The following is a 23,636-nucleotide window of genomic DNA, read 5'->3' on the forward strand; positions in this document are numbered from 1 at the left end:
CGGAGGCCCCGTATGCGTGTCCTCGGAATCAACGCCCTCTTCCACGACCCCTCCGCCGCCCTCGTCCTGGACGGCCGGGTCGTGGCGGCCGCGGAGGAGGAACGCTTCAGCAGACGCAAACACGGCAAGCGCCCCGTCCCCTTCTCCGCCTGGGAGCTGCCCGAGCTGTCCGCCCGCTGGTGCCTGGAGCACACCGGCCTCGACCCGTCCGACCTGGACGCCGTCGCCTACTCCTACGACCCCGGACTCGCGCTTCCCGCCGACCGGGTGGGGCTGGACGACCCCTTCGACCACCTGCGCCAGGAGTACGCGCGCCGCTCCCCCGAGTTCCTCGCCGAGGCGCTGCCCGGACTCGACCCCGCCAAGGTGCGCTTCGTCCCCCACCACATCGCCCACGCCGCCTCGGCCGGCCAGGCGTCCCCGCACCCCGACTGCGCGGTGCTCGTGTTCGACGGGCGCGGCGAGTGCGGCTCCCACCTCGCGGGCCGCTACGCCAACCGTGAACTGACCGTGCTGGGCGCGCAGTCGCTGCCCCACTCGATGGGCCTGTTCTACGAGGAGCTGACCCAGCACCTCGGTTTCCTGCGCAGCAGCGACGAGTTCAAGGTGATGGCGCTCGCCTCCTACGGCAGGCCGCACTTCCTCGACCGGTTGCGGGAGTACGTGACGCTCGACGGCGAGGGCGGCTTCCGGACCCGTCCGGTGCCCTGGGCGTCCCTCGTCCCGCCCCGTCCCTCGGGGTCCGCCTGGACCCAGGCCCACGCGGACATCGCGGCCAGCGCGCAGGCCTGTCTGGAGGAGGTGCTGCTCGGGCTGGCCCGGTGGCTGCACGACCGTACCGGCGAGGCCGTGCTCACCCTCGCGGGCGGGGTGGCGCTGAACTGCGTGGCCAACACCCGGCTGCACCGGGACGGGCCGTTCGAGCGGATCTGGGTGCAGCCCGCGGCCGGGGACGCGGGCACCGCGCTCGGCGCGGCCCTGCACGTCGCCCAGCAGAAGGAGGCGGTGGAGGCGATGCCGACCGCCGCCCTGGGCCGCGGCTGGAGCGACGCGGAGCTGCGCGCCTGGCTGGAGCGGGCCGCCGTCCCGTACGAGGAGCCGGACGACATCGCCGAGACGGTCGCCGAGGAGCTGGCCCGGGACGGGATCGTGGCCTGGTTCCAGGGGCGCAGCGAGTACGGGCCCCGGGCGCTCGGGCACCGCTCGCTGCTGGCGCATCCCGGGCGGGCCGGGAACCTGGAGCGGCTCAACGCGGTGAAGGGGCGGGAGGAGTTCCGCCCGGTCGCCCCGATGGTGCTGGCCGAACGGGCGGCGGAGCTGTTCGACGGGCCGCTGCCCAGTCCGTACATGCTGTTCGTGCACGATGTCGCCGACGGCTGGCGGAAGCGGATCCCGGCCGTCGTCCACGTCGACGGCACGGCGCGCGTGCAGACCGTGGACAAGGTGGACGAGCCGCTCGTGGCGCGGATGCTCGAGGGCTTCGAACGCCGCACCGGGCTCCCGGTGGTGGTCAACACCAGCCTCAACACCGCGGGCCGGCCGATGGTCGACGATCCGCGCGACGCCCTGGAGTGCTTCGGCTCCGCGCCGGTGGACCTGCTCGCGCTGGGCCCGTTCGCGATCCGCCGCCGGCGGGTGTTCGCATGACGCCGGCCTCGGGCAGGGGCCCGGAGCAGCCGCCGGTCCCGGCGGACGCCCCCGCCTACTCCGTCGTCGTGCCTACCGTCGGGCGGCCCTGCCTCGCCGGCTGCCTGCGGGCGCTCGCCGCCGCCACCGGGCATCCGCCCGAGGAGGTCGTCGTGGTGGACGACCGGGCCGACGGCGTCGGGGAACTGCCGCTCGCGGCGGCCGGCCCCCTGTACGGGCGGGTGCGGACCCTGCGTACCGGGGGGCGCGGGCCCGCCGCGGCACGCAACGCCGGCTGGCGCACCGTCGGCACGCCGTGGACCGTGTTCCTCGACGACGACGTCCAGGTCCTGCCCGGCTGGTCCCGCCTCCTCGCGCAGGATCTGAGCGCGGCCGACGCCTTCACCGGCGGTGTGCAGGGCCGGCTGTCCGTCCCGCTTCCCGAGGACCGCAGGCCCACCGACTGGGAGCGCGGCACGGCCGGCCTGGAGGAGGCCACCTGGGCCACCGCCGACATGGCCTACCGGACGGCCGCCCTGGTCGACGTGGGCGGCTTCGACGAGCGGTTCCGCCGGGCCTTCCGGGAGGACGCCGACCTGGCGCTGCGGGTCCGGTCGGCCGGCTGGGGCCTGTGCCGCGGACGGCGCGCCACCCTCCACCCGGTCCGGCCCTCGGACCCCTGGGCGTCGGTGCGGGCCCAGCGGGGCAACGCGGACGACGTCCTGATGACACGGCTGCACGGCCGCGACTGGTGGACCCGCGCCGAGGCCCCCCGCGGCCGGTTCCCCCGGCATGTGCTGGTGACCGCCGCCGCGCTCACCGCGTCGGTCTGCGCGCTGACCGGCAGGCGGCGCGCCGCGGCCGTCGCGGGCGCCCTGTGGACGCTGGGCACGGCGGAGTTCGCCCTGGCCCGTATCGCCCCCGGCCCGCGGACCCGGCGGGAGGTCGCCACCATGCTCTCCACGAGCGTGCTCATCCCGCCGTCGGCCGTCCGCCACTGGCTGCACGGTCAGCTGCGCCACCGCGCGGCCGTCCCCCACGAGGGCACGCCATGACCGGCCGTCCCGCCGGGAGCCGGGCCGTGGGGTGCGTGTCCCCGCGGCCTCCCGCCGCCGTGCTGTTCGACCGGGACGGGACCCTCGTCGAGGACGTTCCGTACAACGGTGATCCCGCGTCGGTGCGGCCCGTGGCGGGGGCCGGGCGGGCGCTCGCGCTGCTGCGGGCCGCGGGGGTGGCGACCGGCGTGGTCAGCAACCAGTCCGGCGTCGGGCGCGGTCTGCTCACGCACGACGACGTCCGACGGGTCAACGACCGGGCGGACGTCCTGCTCGGCGGCCTGGACGTCTGGGTGTACTGCCCCCATCTGCCCGACGCCGGCTGCCCCTGCCGCAAGCCGCGGCCGGGGCTGGTGATCGAGGCGGCCCGCCGGCTCGGCGTCGATCCACGGGACTGCGTGGTGATCGGCGACATCGGCGCCGATGTGGGGGCCGCGCTCGCGGCGGGCTCCCGGGGCGTGCTGGTGCCCACCCCGGCGACGCTGCCGGGGGAGGTGGCGTCGGCGCCCGCGACCGCTCCCGACCTGCTCACGGCGGTCGGCCGGCTGCTGGCCCACCCGGAGGGAGACCGATCGTGAGGTCCCTGGTCGTGCGCCTCGACAGCTTCGGCGACGTGCTGCTCGCCGGGCCCGCCGTGCGCGCCGTCGCCGCGCGCTCCCGTGGGGTGACGATGCTCTGCGGACCGCGCGGCGAGCCCGCCGCCCGGCTGCTGCCCGGCGTGGACGAGGTGATCGTGTGGGCGGCGCCGTGGGAGGGCGTGGACCCATCCCCGGTGGCGGAGGCGGACGTCGAGGGCCTCGTACGGCGGCTGCGCGCCCGGGCGCACGACGCCGCGCTGATCCTCACCTCGTTCCACCAGAGCCCGCTGCCGACCGCCCTGGTGCTGCGGCTGGCGGGGGTCGCGAGGATCGGCGCCGACAGCGCCGACGCCCCCGGCAGCCTCCTCGACGTGCGCCACCGGCGGCTGCCCGGGCGGCACGAGGCGCAGGCCGCGCTCGACACGGCCGCCGCGATGGGCTTCCACCCGCCTCCCGGGGACGACGGCCGGCTGCGCGTCCTCCCGCCGCCCGACACCGTCGCGCTCACGGGTGACGGCCCCTATGTCGTCGTCCACCCGGGGGCGAGCGCGCCCGCGCGGGCGTGGAGTCCGGGGCGCTGCGCCGAGGCCGTGTCCCTCCTGGCGGACGCGGGGCACCGGGTGGTCGTCACCGGCGGTCCCGGCGAGCGGGACCTGACCCGGCGGGTGAGCGGCGACGCGGGCGTCGACCTCGGCGGCAGGACGCCGCCGCGCACCCTCGCGGGCGTGTTGCGCGCCGCCGGCGTCGTGGTGTGCGGCAACACCGGGCCGGCCCATCTGGCGGCGGCGGTCGGCACCCCGGTGGTGTCGCTGTTCGCGCCGGTCGTGCCGGCGGAGCGGTGGGCGCCGTACGGGGTGCCCTGTGTGCTCCTCGGCGACCAGTCGGCGTCGTGCGCGGACAGCCGTGCCCGGCGCTGCCCGGTGCCGGGTCACCCGTGCCTGGAGGAGGTCACCGGCCACGACGTGGTGCAGGCGGTGCGGAAACTGATCGAGGAGACCGCATGAGCATGAACATCCTGGTCTGGCATGTGCACGGCTCATGGCTGACGTCGTTCGTCCAGGGCCCGTACACCTTCCTCGTCCCGGTGACCCCCGACCGCGGGCCGGACGGGCTGGGGCGGGCCCGGACCTGGCAGTGGCCGGGCGCCGTGCGGGAGACGACGCCCGGCGGGCTGCGCGACGCGCCGATCGACCTGATGGTGCTGCAACGGCCGCACGAGATCGAGCTCGCCCACCGGTGGACGGGCCGCCGCCCCGGCGTCGACGTGCCGGCGGTGTACGTCGAGCACAACTGCCCGCACGCCTCGGCCGTCGACACCCGTCACCCCCTCGCCGGCCGCGCCGACGTCACCCTCGTCCACGTCACCCACTTCAACCGGCTGATGTGGGACAACGGCCGCGCCCCGACCACGGTGATCGAGCACGGCGTCATCGACCCCGGCCCCCTGTGGACCGGCGAGGAGCCGCGCGCCGCCGTCGTCGTCAACGAGCCGGTGCGGCGGGGCCGGACCACCGGCACGGACCTGCTGCCCGCCTTCGCGCGCGCGGCGCCGCTGGACGTCTTCGGCATGCGCACGGAGGGCCTCGCGGACCGTCTCGGGCTGCCGCCCGACCGCTGCCGCACCCGGGACCTGCCCCAGGGCGAACTGCACCCGGCGATGGCCCGCTGCCGGCTGTACCTGCACCCGGTGCGCTGGACGTCGCTCGGGCTGTCCCTGCTGGAGGCCATGTTCCTCGGCATGCCGGTGGTGGCGCTGGACGCCACGGAGGTGCGGGAGGCCGTGCCGGACGGGGCGGGAGTGGTCTCCAACCGGATCGACGTGCTGGAGGACGCCGTCCGCCGCTTCACCGCGGACCCGGCGTACGCCCGCGCGACGGGGGAGGCCGCCCGGGCCGCGGTCCAGGCCCGCTACGGAGAACGGCGTTTCCGGGACGACTGGGAGCGCCTGATCAAGGAGGTCACCCGATGAGCCCCAGCCAGCCGACGGCCGGCCGCGTCGCCATGGTCTCCGAGCACGCCAGCCCGCTGGCCGAGCTCGGCGGACCGGACGCGGGCGGACAGAACGTGTACGTGGCCCGACTCGCCGCACAGCTGGCCCGCCGGGGCCACGAGGTCGTCGTGTACACGCGCCGCGACGACCCCGGACTGCCGGAACGGGTCACCACCGCGGACGGGGTGAAGGTGGTTCATGTGCCCGCCGGACCTCCGGCCCCCATACCCAAGGACGAACTCCTTCCGTACATGCCGGAGTTCGGCGCGTGGCTGGCGCGTGAGTGGGCGGCGGACACGCCGGACGTGGTGCACGCCCACTTCTGGATGTCCGGGATGGCGGCGATGGCCGGGGCACGCGAACTCGGAGTGCCCGTGGTGCAGACGTACCACGCGCTCGGCACGGTGAAGAAGCGGCACCAGGGGGCCGCCGACACGAGTCCGCCGCAGCGCGTGGCGATCGAGACGGCGGTCGGCCGGGAGTGCTCGGGCATCATCGCCACCTGCCAGGACGAGGTGGCCGAGCTGGTCGCCATGGGACTGCCCCGGGACCGGGTCTCGGTGGTGCCCTGCGGGGTGGACCCCGAGCTGTTCGCCCCGGTGGCCGGCGCGCGCCGGCGGTCCGCGTCGACCGCCCGGCGGCTGCTCTCGGTCGGCCGGCTGGTGCCCCGCAAGGGCTTCGACCGGGCGATCCGCGCCCTGGCCGGCGTCCCCGGGGCCGAACTGGTCGTCGCGGGCGGTCCCGAGGCCGCCCTGCTGGGCGCCGAGCCCGAGGCGGAGCGGCTGCGGGCCGTCGCCGAGCAGTGCGGGGTGGCCGACCGGGTGACCCTGCTGGGCGGGGTGGGTCCCACGCGCATGCCCCGGCTGATGTCCGAGGCGGACCTGGTGCTCTCCCTGCCCAGGTACGAGCCGTTCGGGATCGTCCCGGTCGAGGCGATGGCGTGCTGCGCTCCCGTCGTCGCCACGGCGGTCGGCGGGCAGCTCGACACCGTCGTGGACGATCTCACGGGCGTGCACGTCGCGCCGGAGGCGACGCCCGGCGCGGCGTCGGACGGCGGCCGCGACCAGGATCTCGTGGACACCGTGAACCGTCTGCTCGAGGACCCCGAGCGGCTCGCCCGGTACGGGGCGGCGGGCCGGCGCCGGGTCCTCGCCCGCTACACCTGGGACCGCGTCGCCGACGGCGTGTCGCGGGTGTACGGCGCCGTGTCCTGCGTCCCCTCACTGTCGGGAGTGGTCCGATGAGGCTCGGCACCGGAGTCACGCACTGCGACGACCTGATGAAGGCGCTGGAAGGCTTCCGCGAGTACGCCGCCCCCGTGGTGAGGCGCTGGGGAGGCGCGCTCGCCGACCGGCTGGGGGCGGGATCGCGGCTGCTCGTCGCGGGAAACGGCGGGAGCGCCGCGCAGGCCCAGCACCTGACCGCCGAGCTGGTCGGCCGTTACCGCGACGACCGGCCGCCGTACTCGGCGCTCTCCCTGCACGCGGACACCTCCTCCACCACGGCCATCGCCAACGACTACGGCGTCCAGGAGATCTTCGCCCGGCAGGTCGCCGCGCACGGCCGGGCCGGGGACGTGCTGATGCTGCTGTCCACCAGCGGCGCGAGCGCGAACCTGCTCGTGGCGTCGAAGGAGGCGGGCCGGCTCGGGATGACCGTGTGGGCGCTGACCGGGCCCGCGCCCAACCCGCTGGAAGGGGCCGCCGACGACGCGCTGTGCGTGGAGGCGGCGGCCGCCGCCACGGTCCAGGAACTGCACCTGGTGGCCGTGCACATGCTCTGCGAGTCCTTCGACCGGAGTGTGGAGCGCCGCGCGGCGGTCGAGGGGAGAGCGACGCCCCGCGGCCGCTGGAACGCCGGGCCGGGGCCCGTGACGGGCGGGGGCGGCGGATGAGCGCCCGGGCGCCGCTGCTCGTCGTCGGGGACGCGTTGCTCGATCACGACCTGTGCGGGCGGGCGGAGCGGCTGGCCCCCGACGCGCCGGTCCCGGTCGTCAGCGGCGCACGGCGTGTCTCCCGGCCGGGCGGCGCGGCGCTCGCCGCGCTCCTCGCCGCCGCCGACGGCCGGCCGGTCACCCTGGTCACCGCGCTGGGTGGCGACGAGGCCAGCGCGACGCTGGAACGGCTGCTGGACGGACGGGTGCGGCTGGTGCGGCTGCCGCTGGCCGGGGCGCTGCCCAGCAAGACCCGTGTCTTCGCCGGGGGCACGCCGCTGCTGCGCCTGGACGACGGCGAGGGCCGGGCCGGTGAGGCGACGGACGAGGCCCGCCACGCCGTCGCCGAGGCCGGCGCGATCCTGGTCGCCGACTACGGCCGGGGCGCCGCGAGCGCGCTCCGCGAGCCCCTGCGGTCGGCCGCCGCACGGGTCCCCGTCGTCTGGGACCCGCACCCCCGGGGCGAACCCCCCGTGCCGGGCGTACGCCTCGTGACGCCGGCGGCGAGCGAGGCGCACGCGTTCGCCGCAGGGCTGGAGAGCGCGGACGAGCCCGCTGCCGGGAGCGGTCGGCCGCGGGCGGCGGCGACGCTTACGACGGCCGGGGACGGCCAGGGCCGCGGGCGGGAGCTGCGGGTTGCGGTTCGTGACGCCGACGTGCTGCTTCGCGCGTGGCGGGCCGTGTCCGTGGCCGTCACCCTCGGTGGACGCGGCGCACTGCTCTCGCACGGTGAGACGCCGCTGCTGGTGCCCGCGCCGGTGACGGCCGAGGGCGACGCCTGCGGCGCCGGGGACCGCTTCGCCGCCACCGCCGCCGGCCTCCTCGCCGACGGTGAGCTGACCGAGGCGGCGGTGCGCGAGGCCGTGCACGAGGCCACCCGGTACGTCGCCCAGGGCGGCGTCCGCTCGCTCGTCGAGACCGCCGCGACGACGGTTCCGACGGCCGAGAAGGCTCCCCGGGCCGCCGACGACGCCCTGCGGACGGCGGCGCGTGTGCGGGCGGCCGGCGGGACCGTCGTCGCGGCGGGCGGCTGTTTCGACCTGCTGCACGCCGGCCATGTCGCCCTGCTCCAGGCGGCCCGCCGCGCCGGTGACTGCCTGGTCGTGTGCGTCAACTCGGACGCGTCCGTGCGACGCCGCAAAGGCGGCGGACGGCCGTTGGTGCCGGTCGCGGACCGGGTGAGGGTGCTGCGCGCCCTGGAGTGCGTGGACGCGGTCGCCGTGTTCGAGGAGGACACTCCGGAGCGACTGCTCGGCGAGCTGCGGCCGGACGTCTGGGCGAAGGGCGGCGACTACGCGCTGGAGCGGCTGCCGGAGGCGTCCCTGGTGGAGAGCTGGGGAGGCCAGGTCGTCCTCCTCCCCTACCTGGACGGCCGTTCGACGACCGGCCTCGCGGAGCGGGCGGCGCTGTCCCCGCACCGGCCGAGAGGCTTCCGGGGGAGGCGGCGAGGGTGAGCGACCCGCGCGCCCGGGCACGGCCGGCGGGCTCGGTGGAAGAGGTGCCGGCCGCGACGCCCTGTGTGCTCGTGCTGCGGGCGCTCGGGCTGGGGGATCTGCTGGCCGGGGTGCCCGCCCTGCGGGGGATCCGCCGGGCTTTCCCCCGGGCCCGTGTCGTGCTGGCGCTGCCCGCGGCGCTGGAGGAGGCCGCCCTGGCGACCGGTGCGGTGGACGCCGTGTTCCCTGCCGAGGCGGCGAGGCGGGGCGTGCCGTCGCTGGCGCACTGGCCGGGGCCGCCGCCCGATCTCGCGATCGACCTGCACGGCAAGGGCCCCGAGAGCCGCGACGCCCTCGCCGAGCTGGCCCCGGGGCGGCTGCTGGCCTTCGCCCGGTCCGATCCCCGGCCCGCGCGGTGGCGGGCGGACGAGCACGAACGCGAGCGGTGGTGCCGATTCCTCGGCGCGTACGGCATCGCGGCCGACCCCGACGACGTAGGGCTGCCCCCGCCCACCGCGGCGTCGCCCGCGCCGGGCGCCGTCGTCGTGCACCCCGGGGCGGAGTCCGCGTCCCGGCGCTGGCCCGTGGAGCGCTACGCCGCGCTCGTACGGCGGCTGCGCGGCACCGGTCGGCGTGTCGTCGTCACGGGCGGGCCGGGCGAGGACGCGCTGGTGCGGGGCGTGGCGGGGCATGCCGGGTTGCCGGCGCGGGAGGCGCTGTGCGGCGGACTGCCGTTCGGGGAGCTGTCGGCGCTGGTCGGCGGGGCGGCGCTGCTCGTGAGCGGCGACACCGGGCTCGCCCACCTCGCCGTCGCCCACGGCACGCCCTCCGTCACCCTGTTCGGGCCGGTCGCCCCAGACCTGTGGGGGCCGCCGCCCGGCTCGGGGCGTCACCGCGCGCTGTGGAAGCCGGGACCGCCCGGGGACCCCCACGGGGACGTGCCCGACCCCTTGCTGATGCGCATCGGCGTCGACGAGGTCGCGGCGGCGGCGCTCGGCCTGCTGGAGGGGTCCCGGGATCAGGAACCGCTGCCGTCCTGGCCGCCCTCGTCGGCGTCGTCGGCGTCGTCGCGGTCGCCCTCGGCCTGAGAGGGCGTGGGGTGGTCCGGGGACGGCTGTCCGGTCGTGTCACGGGCGTCCGGCTCCTCCGGCTCGCCCTCGGCCTGGGACGGCGTGTGCTCGCTCATGGTGCTCACTCCCGGCGTCAGTTCTCGGTGGTCTGCTGCGTCCAGGTCCAGGCGTACTGGAGCCAGTCCGCGAGGGTCACCGCGCCCAGGCCGGCGCAGGCGAGGCGGGTGGCCCGGGGCGCGCAGGCGTAGGAGCCGACCACTGCGCCGGCCACCCAGACGGAGACGCAGAACGGGCAGGAGACCAGGTCCCCCACGGCGCGCCGCACGCCGGTGCCGCGGGGTTCGTCCAGGACCTCGCCGGCCAGGGCGTCGGAGCCGCGGCGGGTGAACGGTGCGCGGACGAAGCTGGTGATCTTGTCCCGGGACAGCAGCCGCGACGTCTTGTACACCGCCGTCCCCATGAGGGCGACGTCCCACGGGGGCACCTCGTCCGGCAGTCGCACGCCCTTGCGGCGCGCCACGCCGGCGAAGACGGCGACGCTCGCGGTGAAGGCGGCGCTGAGGGCCGCGTACCCGCGCAGCGGCACCTCCTCCTGGCCGTCGCTCCGGTCCTCGGACCGGTCCCGGCCCTCGTAGCGCGCGGCGTCCGCGGTCATGACACCTCCTGAAACGCGTTCGGCCTTCCGCATGGCGCGGGACGAGTTCCCCCGGCCCGCGGCACCACACGCGTCCCGAACCCTGACTGCGATCCGGTACGACTGCAATAAAAACTGATCATCATCGGTCAATAAACGCCGGGAAAGAATAAGAAGGCGGGCGCGGGCAAAAAACTTCGGCCACTCCCGACATCACCGTTCCCGGAAGTCGCCGACCCGCCCCCGACGCTTCGTCGAACCCCCTGAACAGGCATGACGCCCCAGCCTGCCACCTCGGGCAAACCATGCGGGGACCTTTCGGATAAGCCTTCCGAAGGCAAGCACGATAATGCGCCTGTCTCTTACGATACGTCTTCTCGCGGTGCTACAAATGCGAGGAAGTTCTTTTCCAGCGGGGGCCAGGGGGGATCCCATGCAGACGGACCGCCCTTGTGCCGGTTTCCCGGGTCACGCCGGACGCCTCGTTCTGTCGTTGGCACTGATGTGCGGTCTGCTGCTGTTGCCCGCGGCCTCACCGAGCCGCGCGGCCCCGGCGCCCGCGCCGGACCCCGCACCCGTCGACTTCGTCGTCCTCGTCGACGAGTCCGGAAGCCTCTCCCCCCAGGACGTCACCGCCGAGCGCGCGGCCGCCTCCATGCTCACCCTCGGCGAGTTCTCCCCGAGATCGCGCGCCGCCGTCGTGGGCTTCGGCAGCCAGAGCGAGCGGGGGCGGCGGCCCGTGGACGTGGTCTGCCCGCTCACCAGGGCGGACACGGCGGGCCGGGAGCGTCTGAGCACCTGCGTCTCCGGCATCCGGCCACGCACGGCGGCCGAGGGCAACGGCACCGACTTCCCCGCGGCGATCACCCAGGGCCTGTCGATGCTCCGCACGGCGGGGGACGCCGCCGCACCCGCCGCCCCGAAGATCCTCTTCCTGCTCACCGACGGCCGGCTCGACGTCCGCGACAGCCCGAACTACGGCCCCGACGCCGACCGGCGCAACGACAACGCCGCCAAGGCGCTCACCACCGCGGTGGCCCAGGCGCGGGCCGACAGGGTGCAGATCTGGCCGCTCGGCTTCGGCGACGGCATCGACCGGTCCCAGCTGGACGCACTGGCCTCCGGCGGCTACCAGACCCGGTGCGCGGCACTGCCCTCTGCCCGGCCGCGGGCCAGGGTCACACCGGACTCGGACGCGGTGTCGAAGGCCCTCCTCCAGGCCTTCGCGGGAGCCCGCTGCGCCCGCACCAGTCCGGACCAGGCGCAGGACACGGTCACCACGACCGCCGATCTCAGCGTCACCATCCCGCCGGTGGCCAGCGACGGTTCCATCGTGGTGGTGAAGGAACGCCCCGAGGCGGTGGCCGTCACCTACTACGACCCCGAGGGCCGCAAGGTCCCTCTGCGCGGCTCGGCGCACGGCTCCGCGTTCGAACTCGTCGGTCAGGACGGCCCGGTGGAGTCCCTGCGAATCCGCGATCCGCACCCGGGGACCTGGCGGGTCCATGTGGAGGTGCTGGGCGGCTCGGCCGGCCAGCAGGTCAGCGCCACCGCCCTGTGGCAGGGCGTACTGCGTTCGTTCATCGTCCTCGACCCGCCGTCTCCCGCTCCGGGGCAGAAGGCCGCCGTGCACGTGCTGTTGCAGACCGCGCGGGACGCACGCCTCACCGACCCCGGGCAACTCGCGGGCATCGGCGTCTCGGTGAGCCTCACCGGCAAGGGCTTCACCCCGGTCGAGACCCGGCTCACGGACGACGGTCGCCCACCGGACCACGCCGCGGGCGACGGGGAGTTCTCGGGCACGGTGACGGTGCCGGCGGCCGCGGACGGCGAGTTGGAGTTCGTCGGGCACATGGTGGGCGAGGGGATCACGGGCGACGAACGCCCCTACCGGACCACCCCGCCCGACCCGCTCTCCCCGCTCGCCGGGTCCGTGCAGTTCGAGGACCGCCGGGTGGAGCCAGGAGGGACGGCGCGCGGGCTGGTCAAGGTGCACAACTCCGGTAGCGCCGCCCGCACCGTGCGCGTGGTGCTCGCCGACGCCGGGGACCGGGTGTCCTTCACGATCAGCCCTCAGCAGGTGAGGGTCGGCGCAGGCCAGCAGCTCTCCGTACCGCTGACGTTGCGCTTCGCCGAGGACGCGCCGACCGGTCCGGTGCCGGGCACGGTCTCGCTGCGGGACGAGCGGGGCCGTCCCGTGGCGCAGTCCTTCCTGATCCTCCAGGTGGTGCCCCGGCCCGGGTTCCTGGAGCGCAACGCGCCCGCGGTGGGCGTCGGTTCGGCGGTGCTCGCCCTGCTGGCCCTCGTCCTCGCGCTGCGCTGGCAGGGGCGGCGCAGGAGCCGGGACGTCTCCACCCTTCAGCTGATCCTCCATCAGCATGGCGCGGAACGCAGCCGATTGCGGGCACCGGCCGGCGGCGGAGCCGAGTTCGGGTTCCAGGTGCGCTCGGCGGGCGGAGCGCCCCGGCTGTTCCTCGACGACTCCCCCGGTCGTTACCGGGCGCGGCGCTTCCGCGACGGCCTGGCCGTCAGGACGCCGGACGGGGAGCGGCTCACCGTCCCGCGCGGGCGGACCGCCGCGCTGCGGGACGGGCTCGCGCTGGGGTTCGCCGACACCCGCTCCACGGCCCCCGCGCCCCGGCGGGGCCCCGGCCGCAGGTCCTCCGCCGCGACGGCGGAGGCCGCTGCGGCGTCGGCCGCCCGGGGCCGGCGTCGGCGGTCCGGCGCGACGGGCGCGCCGCCGCCCGAGCCGATGTCCGCGAAACAGCCCTATGACGACGCTTTCTGACCCGGTGCCCGACCGCCGGGACGGCCATGAACGGCCGCGCGACCAAGACGGGCGCCCACACGGCCGCGCACGAGGGGGAGTTGGATGAAGATCTACCAGCCTATGTTGTTCGTGGGGCTGGGCGGCACCGGGTGCCTCATCGGCGCCGAGCTGGAGAACCGGCTGCGGGAAGCGCTGTGCGGCCCCGACGGAACGGCCCTCTTCCCCGCGCTGCGCGGCCGCCCGCTGCTCCCCTACCAGCTGCCCGACTGCCTTCAGTTCGTCTACGCGGACCTGAACGAGGCCGAGTTGAGCCGGCTGCCGCACATGCGGGCCGACGGCCTGCTCAAGGCCGCCTACGGCAGGACGGCCCGGGCCACGTTCGGACTGCTGCCGCGCTTCGACTCCTACCCCGAGGTGGCCCGCAGTCTGCGCACCAACCTGCCCGGTCCGCTGTGCCGTTGGGTGCCCCCACGCCAGGGCGAGCCACGCGTCGCCCCGCTGATCCGGGGCGCGGGCCAGCTGCCCGCCGTGGGCCGGGCGGCCCTGTTCGAGACCTTCCGTGGGGGTCTGGGGCCCGCGCTGAACCCGCTGCGCGAGGCGATCTCCCTGATCAGCAAGTCCGGTGGCGACCTCACCTCGCTCGGCGGCTCGCTCGCCGACAGCTGCGACGTGTTCGTCGCCTTCTCCGTCGCGGGCGGCACCGGCGCGGGCATCTTCTACGACTACCTCCATCTGCTCGGGCACGCCTTCGAGGAGGCCCGCTACCGGGTACGGATCTATCCGCTGGTGGTCATGCCGTCCGCCTTCGACGACGGCCGGGGCGGGGGCCGCGCGGCCCGGCTCAACGCGGGCCGCGCCCTGGTGGACCTGTTCCGTCTCGTCGACGACCAGAACGCGCCCGACGCCGACGACAACCTGGACGACGTCGGCAGCACCGGCCAGCTCTGCGTCGAGTACCCGGGCGGCGTCTCGGTGCGGATGCGGCCCTCCACGACGCAGACGGCGTTCCTGTTCTCCCGCACCTCCGGCATCGAACGCGAGGACCTGCACCGCTCCATCGTGTCCCTGGTGATGTCCCTGCTGGGCACGGAGCTCGGCGAGGACGACAGCCGGATCCGCGACGGCGACAACCTCTACCAGTCGTTCGCCGACAGTTTCATCAACGCCAACGTGGAACGGGCCGCCGTCGCCCCGACCGGCATCGGCAACCGCGGCGTCTCCACGAGCCTGGTCGCCTCCATGGCCGTCCCCGTCGACGAACTGGCCGAACTGGTGGCGTCCCGGCTGCTGGCCACCGCGCTCAAGCGCCGCGCCTACCATCCGGCGACGCACGACGCCGCCCAGCGCGAGCTGATCCGCGAATTCTTCGCCGCGTCCCACCTGGACCAGCTGTGGACGCGCCCGAGCCCGCCGTTCAGCGAGCCGCGCCCGGCCACCGGGGCGCGGGCCGTGCTGGAGGCGCTGGCGGCGCGGCAGAGCGCGATGGACGACGCGCTCGGCGACCTCGACCGCCAGTTGCGCCAGCAGGTCTCCGAACTCGCCACCGCCTTCGACCCGTTCCGGGGAGTGCGCGAACTCCTCGGCCGTGTCGACGTGCCGAGGCTGCGCCAGGTGGTGCTGGGCGAGCCCGCCGCCAAGGACCGGCTGGCCCGTGCCGGTTTCGCCGGGCTGCTGCACAACCGCGGCCGGGAACCGGAGCGCCCGCCCGGCCTGAGCGTGGGTCCGCCGCAGCCGAGGAACATCAAGGACCGCATGGCCGGGCTGGTGAAGCTGAGATGGGGCGACGCCGAGGTCGTGCAGGCCCTCCAGGAGCAGGACGCCTGGTACCAGTGGGAGTGCCGGCGGGTCTGGCACCGGCACTGGGCCGACCACGCCCCGCGCTGGGACCGCACGCTGTCCGCGCTGCGCGCCGAACTGGACGCGCTGAGCGGCGCGTTCCAGGAGCAGGCCGACGACGAGCAGACCTCGTTCACCCAGCGGACCCGGCAGCTGTACCGGCCGCGCACCGGAGTGTCGTACCTGCTGCCGCCGCAGAACGACCTGGTCTCCTTCTACGAGGCCGTCGTGCACCGTCTGCTGCTCGCCGAGGGGCTGCGGGAGACGGACGGCGAGGAGGCGCTGCTGGGGCATCTGATCGGCGCCGAGCGGTGGCGGGCCGCGTTCACGGAGGCGCGGGTGGATCCGCGTAGGTCGGTGTCGATCGTCAAGGACCATCTGCAGAACCGGGTGAAGCGTCTGTTCGGGGAGTCCGGCGGGGTGGGGCAGCGTCCGCTGCTGCCCTCGCTGGGCACGCTGCTCGCGGCGTCCGCCGCCGGGGACGGGCTGCAGATCGGCGAGGACGCCGTGGAGCAGTGCCGGCACAAGCTGGCCTCGCTGCTGCCGGTGGGCTTCTCCCCCGAGGGCCGGGGGAAGCTGAAGGTGCTGATCGTCTACCCGGCCACGTCCACCGACTCCGCGGTGCGCCGTTTCCTGGAGCGGGAGATGCGGCTGCCCAGGGACAACGAGCGGGAGATCGAGTTCCGTCCGGTGTCCACCGAGTCGGTCACCGTCATCCTGTTCCGCAGCTCGATGAGCCTGACCGAAGTGCCGGAGGTGCGCGGCACGCTGACCCTGTGGGCGGAGGCGCTGGGCGCGGAGCAGCCGGGCGACCTGCTGCGCTGGCGGCACCGGCTGGGCCACGAGTCCGACTTCCTGATGGGGACGGCGCAGGACCGCCGGCACATCCTGCACCGTCTGCTGTGCGCGCTGTGGAACGACCAGGTGACCGTGTTCGGGGACGTGACCAGCCCGAAGCGTGTGCGCGTCGGTCTGCGGGACCGGGAGTCGGCGGCCATGGTGTGCGCGCTCGAGTCGCCCGGCCCCGGACTGTCGAGCTGGGGCGGGCTGCTGCGCGCGTACGAGTCCTGGACCCTGGGGGAGGACAGCGGAGGCATCCGCGACGCGTTCTGCGAGCAGTTGATGGCCACCACGCCGCTGGGCCTGGAGGGCACGCCGGTGGCGCCGTCCGGGCTCTTCCGCACCCTCGTCGACAAGGTGGCTGCGCAGCAGGCCGAGTTGCTGGTCGGGCGGTCGCCCTGGCCGGTGGACCAGGATCCGGCGCACCGCGCGGAACTGCGCGCGTTCTGGACGGAGACCTTCCAGGAGGCCCTGGACCTGCCGTTCCCCCGGGCGCACCGGCTCCAGGGCTGGACGCTGCGCAAGCTGCACCACGCGCTCGGTGAGGAGGCCGGCCAGTGAGCACACCGCACCGGGACCGTCTGGTCGTCTGCATCGACCTGCGCCGGGGCCTGGACCACGTCGGGACCGCGGCGGCGCTCGACGAGCGCTTCCGGGAGACGATGCGCGAGGCGCGGGTGCGAGCGGCCGACGTCTCCCGGGTCCTGGTCATCGACACGGCCGCCGACCTCGTCGCCCACGAGGAGGCCTACGAGCGCATCTGCTCCCACCCGGGGGTGTCGGCGGTGCTCTGTCTCGCGGTGGGCCCGCCGCCCGGCCGTCCGCCGCGTACGGCGGCCGACGCGGCCGACGTGGTCGACGATGCGGACACGGCGGACGAGCCGTACCAGGAGTCGCATGTGCTGGCGCTTCCGGTGCAGTTGCGCCCGCCGCTGGCCGCGACGGTGTGGGTGGGGGACGTACGGGGCATCGGCTGGCGCCCCGGGCAGAGCGGGGCGCCCGCGCTGACCGACACGGGAGCCGCGGAGAACGACCTCGGCGGACTGGACCCGCTCGTCGAACTGCTCCAGGTGGCCGAGGTGTTCGACGAGACGGTGGGCACCCTGCACGAACTGCCGTCCGCGGTGGCGAGCCCGGCGCTGCGGCTGCTGATCCACGAGGTGCCGGAGGAGGAGCTGCTGCGGACGCAGGTGCAGGCCCTGGAGTACTGCACCGGCGCACCCACCGCCGTGACGAGCCCCGCCCCGCCGGAGGGGCCGCTGGCCGTCCTCGCGGGGACCGCGGACCCCGAGGACCTCTCTTCGGAGGACTGTCTGCCGGAGGACAGCCCGCTGCGGCAGTCGCACCGGCAGACCGTCGAGGGCATGCGCCGGGCGGGTCTGCGTCTGGCGGAGCTGAGCGGCCGGCGGGGCTGGCTGGGGCGTGACACGGGGGTCCGGGAGGCTCTCGACGCGGTACGGGAGGCCGGCCACCGGCTCGCCGAGCACCGGCGCACCATCGAGCAGACCTTCGAGTGGGTCGACGGGCGCGCGGGCATCGACGCGGAGGCGCGGGACCATCTGCTGCGGCTCGGCGTGCGGCTTCCGCTGGTCCCGGGCACTCGGCCCGAGGAGGTCGGGGCTGCTCTGCGGCAGCAGGTGCTGACCCGGCTGGAGAGACGGCGTCCGCTGCCGGAGATCGTCTCCTGGCTGCGCGAGTTCACCAACTCGACCGTGCCGTCCGGGAGCGCGGCCCAGATCGAGCGGATCCACCAGGTCTGCCCCGACGGCGTGCTGGCCCCGTTGATCCGGCCGCCCGCGTTCGCCGTGGGCGCCGGGGCCGGCCGGGCCGCCGGCTGGGCGGCCCTCGCCGCGTCGACGGCCGCCGTCGCGCCGTGGTGGCCGCTGGTTTCGGGGCTGCTGCTGCTTCTCCTCGCCGGCACCGTGGGGTGGACCCTCCTCGCGGGACCGGCGGACGAGGCGTCCGACGGTCCGCCGTGGGCCGGGCTCCCCCGGCGGACGCTGGGCGTGCTCGCCGGGGGGTGGGCCGCCGGATGCGTCGTGGGCCTGTCCGCCCGGGCCGCGGTGACGATGCCCCTCTGGTGCGCGCCGCTGCTCGCGGTGGCGGCCGGCGCGGCGGCCGTGCAGGCCGGTCACAGCCTGTGGGCGGCCGCGGTGGCGGACTGGCGGCGACGGGTACGGCTCGACGCCGCCGCCCTGGCGGCGGAGCGGCTCGGCGAGGCGCTCGACGACGGCGTGTTCGAGTATTGGCTGCTCGCGGACGCCCGGGCGGCCGCCTCCGACCAGGCGCGGGCTGTCGCCGCGCTCCTCGAGGCGGGCTGTGCGACCCTCGCCGAGTTCGGGGAGCAGCTGGAAGGCCGGGCCGGGCCCGACTGGGGCCCGGCGCCACGAGGGATCGCGCCGGGCGGCGGAACCGTGGACGGGCGGGGCGGCTCACCCTTCGCCGTCGAGCACGTGGGCCAGGCCGGGCGGGCGCTGCTCGACACGGTCATCGGCGACCTGTCGGACCTCATGGCCGAAGTCCTCACCCCCTATTGGCCGTTGGTTCTGCGCGATCCCGCCACCGTCACCGCCCTGCCGGTGGCCGCCCGCACCGGCGAGCTGATCTTCGAGTACCAGCACCAGCTGGCCCGGGTCGGCACCGCCCCCGCGCCCCGCTTCGCCCTGGCCTCGGTGAGCCGGCCCGACCCGGCGAGTCTCGTCGGCGTGGACATGCAGCGCGTGGTCGGCGTGCTCCTGCCGGGCCATCACGACGACGCCCTGCATCTGTGCTCCCCGGGGCAGCTGCGGATGCTCGACCGGGCGCCGGACGCGACACGGCACTTCGGGTTCGTGCCACAGGCGATGCAGAGCTCGTTCTGGAAGGCCGTGGAGAACGCGCCGAGCGGTGCGCGCGGGACGACAGACGGGCGGGCCGAGCCGCGCACCCGGTGGACGAGCGTGCCGGAGGCCGGACTGCCGGACATCGTGTGGACGGCCACGGGCCGCTTCGCCGGCCTGCTGCGCCTCGTCCCGCTCGCGGAGCGCTCGGTCCGCCTGTCCTGGTCCGACGGCCACGAGTCGGCCGGCGGCGTGGGGGCCGCGCCCCGGCAGGGCGACCGGCTCCCCGGCGCCCGCGACGGCGGACAGCGCCCGGGCGGCCGCCCCCAGCCCGGCAAACCCTCCGCACGCGGCGGGGGCGACACGACGGGGGGCGCCGGGTGAGCCCCGCGACCCACGGCGGCCGCGGAGGGGGCGGCGCGGGGGCGTGTTCCGGAACCGGCGCCGTCCGCCCGGAGGGCGGGCCCGGGGCGGTGGGCGAGGTGCGTTCGGCGACCGCCGGGGCCCGGCGGCGGATGGCCGGGAGGAGCCCGGAGGCCGACGTGCCGGGACGGCAGAGCGCCGGCCGCGCGCCGGTGGCCGGCGGGGCTCAGGGGCGGTGCGGCGGGGTGTGCCGGGGTGTGGCCGGGGGCGGAAAGGTGCCTGAATGACCGACGTACTGCTGTTCGTGGACTCCACGGGCATGCCCGAGCGGGTGCGCGTGCTGCGGGCCGAACCGGACGAGCCGCACGCTCCCGGCTCCCCGTTCCGAACCCGGATGATCACGCTGGAGGACGGCCGGCACCTCTCGCAGCGGCGGATACATCCGGCGCACGCCGCCCGGCCGGAGGCCCTGGACGCCCTGGAGACGGAGATCCGGGCCGGGCTGCGGCTCGTGCGGTCCTTCGGGCGTGAGGGCTACCCGCCCGAGTTCACCCGGCTCGCGGGGTACGCCATCGAGGCGCCCGAGCCGTTCCTGCTGCTCGATCCGCTGCGCAAGGGCCAGCCGATGGCGGAGTTCGCGGGCCGCCTCATGGTGCGCGAGCAGCAGAAGTTCGAGTACAGCCTGTTCCGCACGCTGCGGCTGCTGGAGTGGGCTTCGCTGGTGCACCGGTCGATCGGCCCCGGCACGGTGCGCTGGGACGGCTCGCGCATCCAGCTCACCCAGTTCGGCGGCGCCGAACAGGCCGGGCGGCCGCGCAGGCGGCTGGGGGTGCGGCCGTGGGCCTCGCCGGAGCAGCGGGAGGGCGTCGGCGCCGTACATCCGCTGGACGACGTGTGGAGCGCCGGGCAGTTGGTCCACTTCGTGGCGACGGGCCGGGAGAGCGCGGGCGACCGCCCGCCGCCGGGCTCCGGGCAGGCCCTGACGGATCTGTTGCGCGGCGTGTTCGAGGAGGACCCCGCCCGTCGCTGCGACGCCCGGACGCTGCTCAAGCGGATCTCGGGACGCGACCCGGTCGTCGACCTGGGCGAGGCGCCCGACCCGCTGCGTGCGGGCCGGCGGCGGTTCGACGAGCTGCTGGCCGCCAAGGGGCCGCACGCCTGGCCCCCGCGGCCACGGCCCGAGCCGGCCCCGGCGCCGCCGAAGCAGGCGGAGCCGCCGCGCCCGGACGCCGGGGGCAGGGGCGCGGGATCGGTGTGGAACCTGCGCATCCCGCGCCGCGGTACGCACCACGACAGGACGGGAGAGAGCGGATAGTGGACGACGTACTCGCGGGCGAGCAGCCGCGGCCGATCCGTTGCCCGAGTTGTCTGGAGGACCTGTGCTTCGACCCCCGGCGGCTGTTCCTGCCGGAGCCGCCCACCCATGAGCTCAAGCCGTGGGAGCCGGGTGAGGAGACGAACGCGATCCGGCGCCGGGACCTGCTCAACCAGGCGTTCCTGAAGTGCCCCAACGAGCGGCCGGGCGAGCATTTCCTGCCGGTTCCCTACCTCAGTCACGGCACTCCGCTGTCGATCGCGTTCGTCGGCCAGTCGGGCACCGGCAAGACGCATCTGCTCGCGGCGATGATGGCGGAGATCGGCCGCGGCGGGCTCGACCCGTACGGCATCCACTGCCGTTCGGTGAACACGGTCCGGCACCAGACGTTCCTGTCCCAGGCGGTCAGCCAGCTGGAGGCCGGCCTGGTGCTGCCGTCCACCGACCCGGTGTCGTTCGTCGAGTTCACCGACGCCCTGCTGGTGACCGTCGGGGGCAGGACCCGTCCGGTGGCGTTCTTCGACATCGCCGGCGAGTCCCTCACGCTCAGCGGTCAGAGCACCCAGTTCCTGCTGGGCGTGGACGCGCTGATCTTCGTGGTGGACACGATGCGGGCGCTGCGCATGCCCCAGCTGGTGCCGGCCCGGGAGAGCGCGGGCATCGGCCACGGGCTGGCCGGGGTGCCCGACCCGACGTTCTCCACGGTGCTGGACCGGCTGCCGCGCGACGGCGACTTCAGCGACGTGCCCTGTGCCGTGGTGCTCAACAAGTGCGACGTGCTGCGCTTCGAGGACCCCATCGACCAGTGGCTGCGCAGCGGACCGCCGGCCGGCGGGAAGAGCGTCGATCCGCAGGAGGCGTACGAGGAGAGCCGGGACGTCTACGCCTTCCTCGCCCAGCACGGCGCGAGCGCGTGGCTGCGCCCGGTGCACGACTGCCGCCGGTGCACCCTGCACTTCGTCTCCGCCACCGGCATGTCGCCGACGACCGTGCCGGGCCGGACCGATCCGCACGGTCCGCGCAAGGCGTTCGTCGGGGGCGTGCGGCCGCGCCGCGTCCTCGGCCCGCTGCTGTCGCTGTTCACCATGTGCGGCCTGCTCGATCCGCCGGTCCCGCAGCTGATGGGGGTCTGAACCATGCACACCGGTCCCACCGCCGATCAGATCACTTTCGTCCACGATCCGTTCAACATCTCCGAGAACCGGGGCTTCGGGCCGGCGGCCCATTCCTGCGCCGGTTCACAGGCCGTGAGCTTCTGGCAGCTGGCGGAGCGGATCGTCCGCCCGCCGGGGGCGTCCGCGGCGGGCCGTGACTCCCTCGCCTTCGCGACGGTGGCCGGCCAGGAGGTGATCGTGTGGCGGGGCACCGCGCGGGACGGCATGGACCGGGGCAGTCTGCGCTGTCACGCCCTGTTCGCGCCGTCGGGCCGGCTGACGGCCCGTATCGCCCTGGGGCTGACGGGACGGGAGTGGTCGCGGCGCTCGGACGCGCTCGACGCGGGTCTAGGCCGCACGCTCGACGTGCTGGACCTGGGCGAGTTGCGCCGGGAGGCGGAGCAGGGGGCTGACGTGCTCCGGGCGGAGGCCGCCGAGCACGCGGGCGTGTTGCGCCATCTGGTGTCCTGGGTGCTGTTCGAGCCCGGACGGCAGCTGTCGATAGCCGAGGAGGAGTGCCTCGGCGACAGTCCGCCCACGCTGGTCCTTCTGGGCCTGGTCGAGATGCTGGAGCGGCTGGTGCCCGGCCCGTGGAGCTTCTCCACGCTGGAGTACGAGGAGTCCGGGCCCTACCGTCTGATGATCATGCCGAAGTGGCCCACGCCGGGGCACTCCACCCACCGCAGGCTGCGGCTGCACGGTCAGGAACCGCCCGCGGACTGGGCGCTCGAGGCGGCGCGGCTGCTGGTCGCCCGCTATGCCGAGTCCGGGACGCAGGCACTGGAGCTGGTGGGCCACCCGGCCCTGCGCCGGACGGAGATGACCCCCGAGGAGCGGTGTCGTGAGCTGCTGTCGCTGCTTCGGCCGCGTATCGGCCCCGCGCCGGCCTCGCCCCCCGCCCAGGACGAGCACCTGCCCGACGACGACGCCGGGCCGGACGAGCAGCCGCCCGCCGGCCCGCCCGACGACGGCGGGGGCACGGAGACGGCGTCCGGCGCCCCGTCTCCCGACGACGTGCCGGCCCTCCCCCGGGGCTGGCACGTCCGTGAGGCGTCGGACACCGGCCAGGGGCCCACCCGCCCGGCGGGCCCGCCCGATGACGGGGAGACGACCACGCACGAGCACGAAGCCGTGGCCTTCCAGCCGCTCCTTCCGTACGACCCGTACGACGACGACGCGCCCACCGACCCGCCGGCTCACCCCGAGTCCCACTCCCACGACTCAGGTCACGACACCCGGCACGACGCGCTGCACGAGGCCCACCACGAGTCGTCCTTCGTGACGGCGACGCGCCGGTCCGTCCTCGGACACGAGTCGTTCACCGCCCCCGCCGAACCGGCCGCGCCCCCGACGGACACGATGGCCGATCAACTGCCGTTCAGTGCAGCGGGGTTGCCGCCGTCGGTCGCACACGACTCCGCGGCGCCGCCTCGGGCCAGGAAAGCGGCGTGGCCACCGCGCTGGCTCAGGGGCGAGGGGGCCCACGCCGCTCCGCAGCGGACCGGCGAGCCGCGGGGCTCGGACGACGCACGACGGGGCGACACCGCACGGCCGCACGACGGCCCGTGGCAGGAAGGCGACGCACGAGGGGCGGGCGATGCGCGGCGGGACGGCGCCGAGTGGGCGAGCGGACTGGGCGACATGGAGCTGGTGGAGAGAGCGACGCGGTGCCGGACCCAGGACGAGGCGGTCGCCCTCCGCCGTGAACTGGAGAAACGTACCGCGCACTGGGACGAGGCGACCGCCGACGCGGCATGCGAGCTGGCCATCGCCCAGGGGCTGGGCATGACCCGGACGAACTCCGGCCGCGTCAGGCGGGAGTCCGCCATCTCCCCCGCCCGCCTCCACCGGCTCCTCGTGCGCGAGCCCGTACGCAGGCCCGGCCCGGCCCGGGTCTGGGCGACGTTTCTCGGCATGCACGGATGGGCGCTCCCCGCGGAGCTGTCCGAACTCCTGCTGACCACTCTCCAGGACCACATGGTGCGGCCGGACATGGTTCACCCGGCCTTCTTCACCACCCACGGCCCTTCGGCCATCATGCGGGCCCACGGACTGGCGGGCCCGGCCGAACATCCGGCCCGCCGTCGACGCGGCGAACCGGCGCGGGCGCACGCCGCCGGGGACAGCGACGACAGGCGCCTGGCGGCGGTCATGCTGTTCGTGCTCATCGCGACCCTGGTGGTCCTCTTCGTGGTGCTGTTCAACACGTGAGGCGGCAGC

Annotated in this window: 17 protein-coding genes; 15 read left to right on the forward strand and 2 right to left on the reverse strand. The window is 75.6% G+C overall.

Going from position 1 to position 23,636, the window contains the following annotated elements; genetic code table 11:
• Nucleotides 1–12 precede the first annotated feature (12 nt).
• The 9 genes from ACIRS4_RS02100 to ACIRS4_RS02140 are packed head-to-tail and all read left to right on the forward strand — an operon-like array spanning nt 13 to nt 9,703.
• Nucleotides 13–1,647, forward strand: a complete 1,635-nt coding sequence (locus ACIRS4_RS02100; protein WP_404188611.1) for a carbamoyltransferase — start codon at nt 13–15, stop codon at nt 1,645–1,647.
• Nucleotides 1,644–2,681, forward strand: a complete 1,038-nt coding sequence (locus ACIRS4_RS02105) for a glycosyltransferase family 2 protein (RefSeq protein ID WP_404188613.1) — start codon at nt 1,644–1,646, stop codon at nt 2,679–2,681. Before ACIRS4_RS02100 ends, ACIRS4_RS02105 begins: the two co-directional genes overlap by 4 nt.
• On the forward strand, nt 2,678–3,259 hold the full coding sequence (locus ACIRS4_RS02110) for a D-glycero-alpha-D-manno-heptose-1,7-bisphosphate 7-phosphatase (RefSeq protein WP_404188616.1): 582 nt from the start codon (nt 2,678–2,680) through the stop codon (nt 3,257–3,259). The genes ACIRS4_RS02105 and ACIRS4_RS02110 overlap by 4 nt, the downstream gene beginning before the upstream one ends.
• The gene (locus ACIRS4_RS02115) at nt 3,256–4,263 is read left to right on the forward strand and encodes a glycosyltransferase family 9 protein (protein ID WP_404188619.1); all 1,008 of its coding nucleotides are present in this window, start codon (nt 3,256–3,258) and stop codon (nt 4,261–4,263) included. Before ACIRS4_RS02110 ends, ACIRS4_RS02115 begins: the two co-directional genes overlap by 4 nt.
• Nucleotides 4,264–4,265: 2 nt before the next feature.
• Nucleotides 4,266–5,228, forward strand: coding sequence for a glycosyltransferase (locus ACIRS4_RS02120; protein WP_404189752.1), 963 nt, complete (start codon nt 4,266–4,268; stop codon nt 5,226–5,228).
• Entirely contained in the window at nt 5,225–6,493 is a 1,269-nt protein-coding gene (locus ACIRS4_RS02125; RefSeq protein WP_404188621.1) for a glycosyltransferase, read from the forward strand. The genes ACIRS4_RS02120 and ACIRS4_RS02125 overlap by 4 nt, the downstream gene beginning before the upstream one ends.
• Nucleotides 6,490–7,143 (forward strand): SIS domain-containing protein, encoded by a 654-nt coding sequence (locus tag ACIRS4_RS02130; RefSeq protein WP_404188624.1) that lies wholly within the window; start codon nt 6,490–6,492, stop codon nt 7,141–7,143. The genes ACIRS4_RS02125 and ACIRS4_RS02130 overlap by 4 nt, the downstream gene beginning before the upstream one ends.
• Nucleotides 7,140–8,636 (forward strand): D-glycero-beta-D-manno-heptose 1-phosphate adenylyltransferase, encoded by a 1,497-nt coding sequence (gene rfaE2, locus ACIRS4_RS02135; RefSeq protein WP_404188627.1) that lies wholly within the window; start codon nt 7,140–7,142, stop codon nt 8,634–8,636. The genes ACIRS4_RS02130 and rfaE2 overlap by 4 nt, the downstream gene beginning before the upstream one ends.
• Before the next feature lie 35 nt (nt 8,637–8,671).
• On the forward strand, nt 8,672–9,703 hold the full coding sequence (locus ACIRS4_RS02140; protein WP_404189755.1) for a glycosyltransferase family 9 protein: 1,032 nt from the start codon (nt 8,672–8,674) through the stop codon (nt 9,701–9,703).
• Here ACIRS4_RS02140 and ACIRS4_RS02145 read toward each other — a convergent pair.
• The gene (locus ACIRS4_RS02145) at nt 9,634–9,801 is read right to left on the reverse strand and encodes a hypothetical protein (RefSeq protein ID WP_404188629.1); all 168 of its coding nucleotides are present in this window, start codon (nt 9,799–9,801) and stop codon (nt 9,634–9,636) included. The two genes, ACIRS4_RS02140 and ACIRS4_RS02145, sit on opposite strands and share 70 nt — an antisense overlap.
• Nucleotides 9,802–9,818: 17 nt before the next feature.
• The gene (locus ACIRS4_RS02150; RefSeq protein ID WP_404188631.1) at nt 9,819–10,340 is read right to left on the reverse strand and encodes a DUF1360 domain-containing protein; all 522 of its coding nucleotides are present in this window, start codon (nt 10,338–10,340) and stop codon (nt 9,819–9,821) included.
• A 412-nt stretch (nt 10,341–10,752) separates the two neighbouring features.
• Between ACIRS4_RS02150 and ACIRS4_RS02155 the strand changes: the two genes are divergently transcribed.
• The 6 genes from ACIRS4_RS02155 (at nt 10,753) to ACIRS4_RS02180 (ending at nt 23,627) form a co-directional block, all read left to right on the forward strand.
• Nucleotides 10,753–13,107 (forward strand): VWA domain-containing protein, encoded by a 2,355-nt coding sequence (locus tag ACIRS4_RS02155; RefSeq protein WP_404188634.1) that lies wholly within the window; start codon nt 10,753–10,755, stop codon nt 13,105–13,107.
• Nucleotides 13,108–13,191: 84 nt separating this feature from the next.
• Nucleotides 13,192–16,326 (forward strand): tubulin-like doman-containing protein, encoded by a 3,135-nt coding sequence (locus ACIRS4_RS02160; RefSeq protein WP_404188636.1) that lies wholly within the window; start codon nt 13,192–13,194, stop codon nt 16,324–16,326.
• Complete coding sequence (locus ACIRS4_RS02165) at nt 16,323–18,968, forward strand: hypothetical protein (protein ID WP_404188639.1); 2,646 nt, start codon at nt 16,323–16,325, stop codon at nt 18,966–18,968. Before ACIRS4_RS02160 ends, ACIRS4_RS02165 begins: the two co-directional genes overlap by 4 nt.
• Before the next feature lie 262 nt (nt 18,969–19,230).
• A complete protein-coding gene (locus ACIRS4_RS02170) occupies nt 19,231–20,262 on the forward strand; it encodes a hypothetical protein (protein ID WP_404188641.1) in 1,032 nt (343 codons plus the stop codon).
• On the forward strand, nt 20,262–21,395 hold the full coding sequence (locus ACIRS4_RS02175; protein ID WP_404188643.1) for a hypothetical protein: 1,134 nt from the start codon (nt 20,262–20,264) through the stop codon (nt 21,393–21,395). The genes ACIRS4_RS02170 and ACIRS4_RS02175 overlap by 1 nt, the downstream gene beginning before the upstream one ends.
• Before the next feature lie 3 nt (nt 21,396–21,398).
• Nucleotides 21,399–23,627: a hypothetical protein gene (locus ACIRS4_RS02180; protein WP_404188646.1), complete on the forward strand. Its 2,229-nt coding sequence runs from the start codon at nt 21,399–21,401 to the stop codon at nt 23,625–23,627.
• The last annotated feature ends 9 nt before the right edge of the window (nt 23,628–23,636 follow it).

It is taken from the genome of Streptomyces sp. NPDC101166, from assembly GCF_044768125.1.
Lineage (GTDB): Bacteria > Actinomycetota > Actinomycetes > Streptomycetales > Streptomycetaceae > Streptomyces.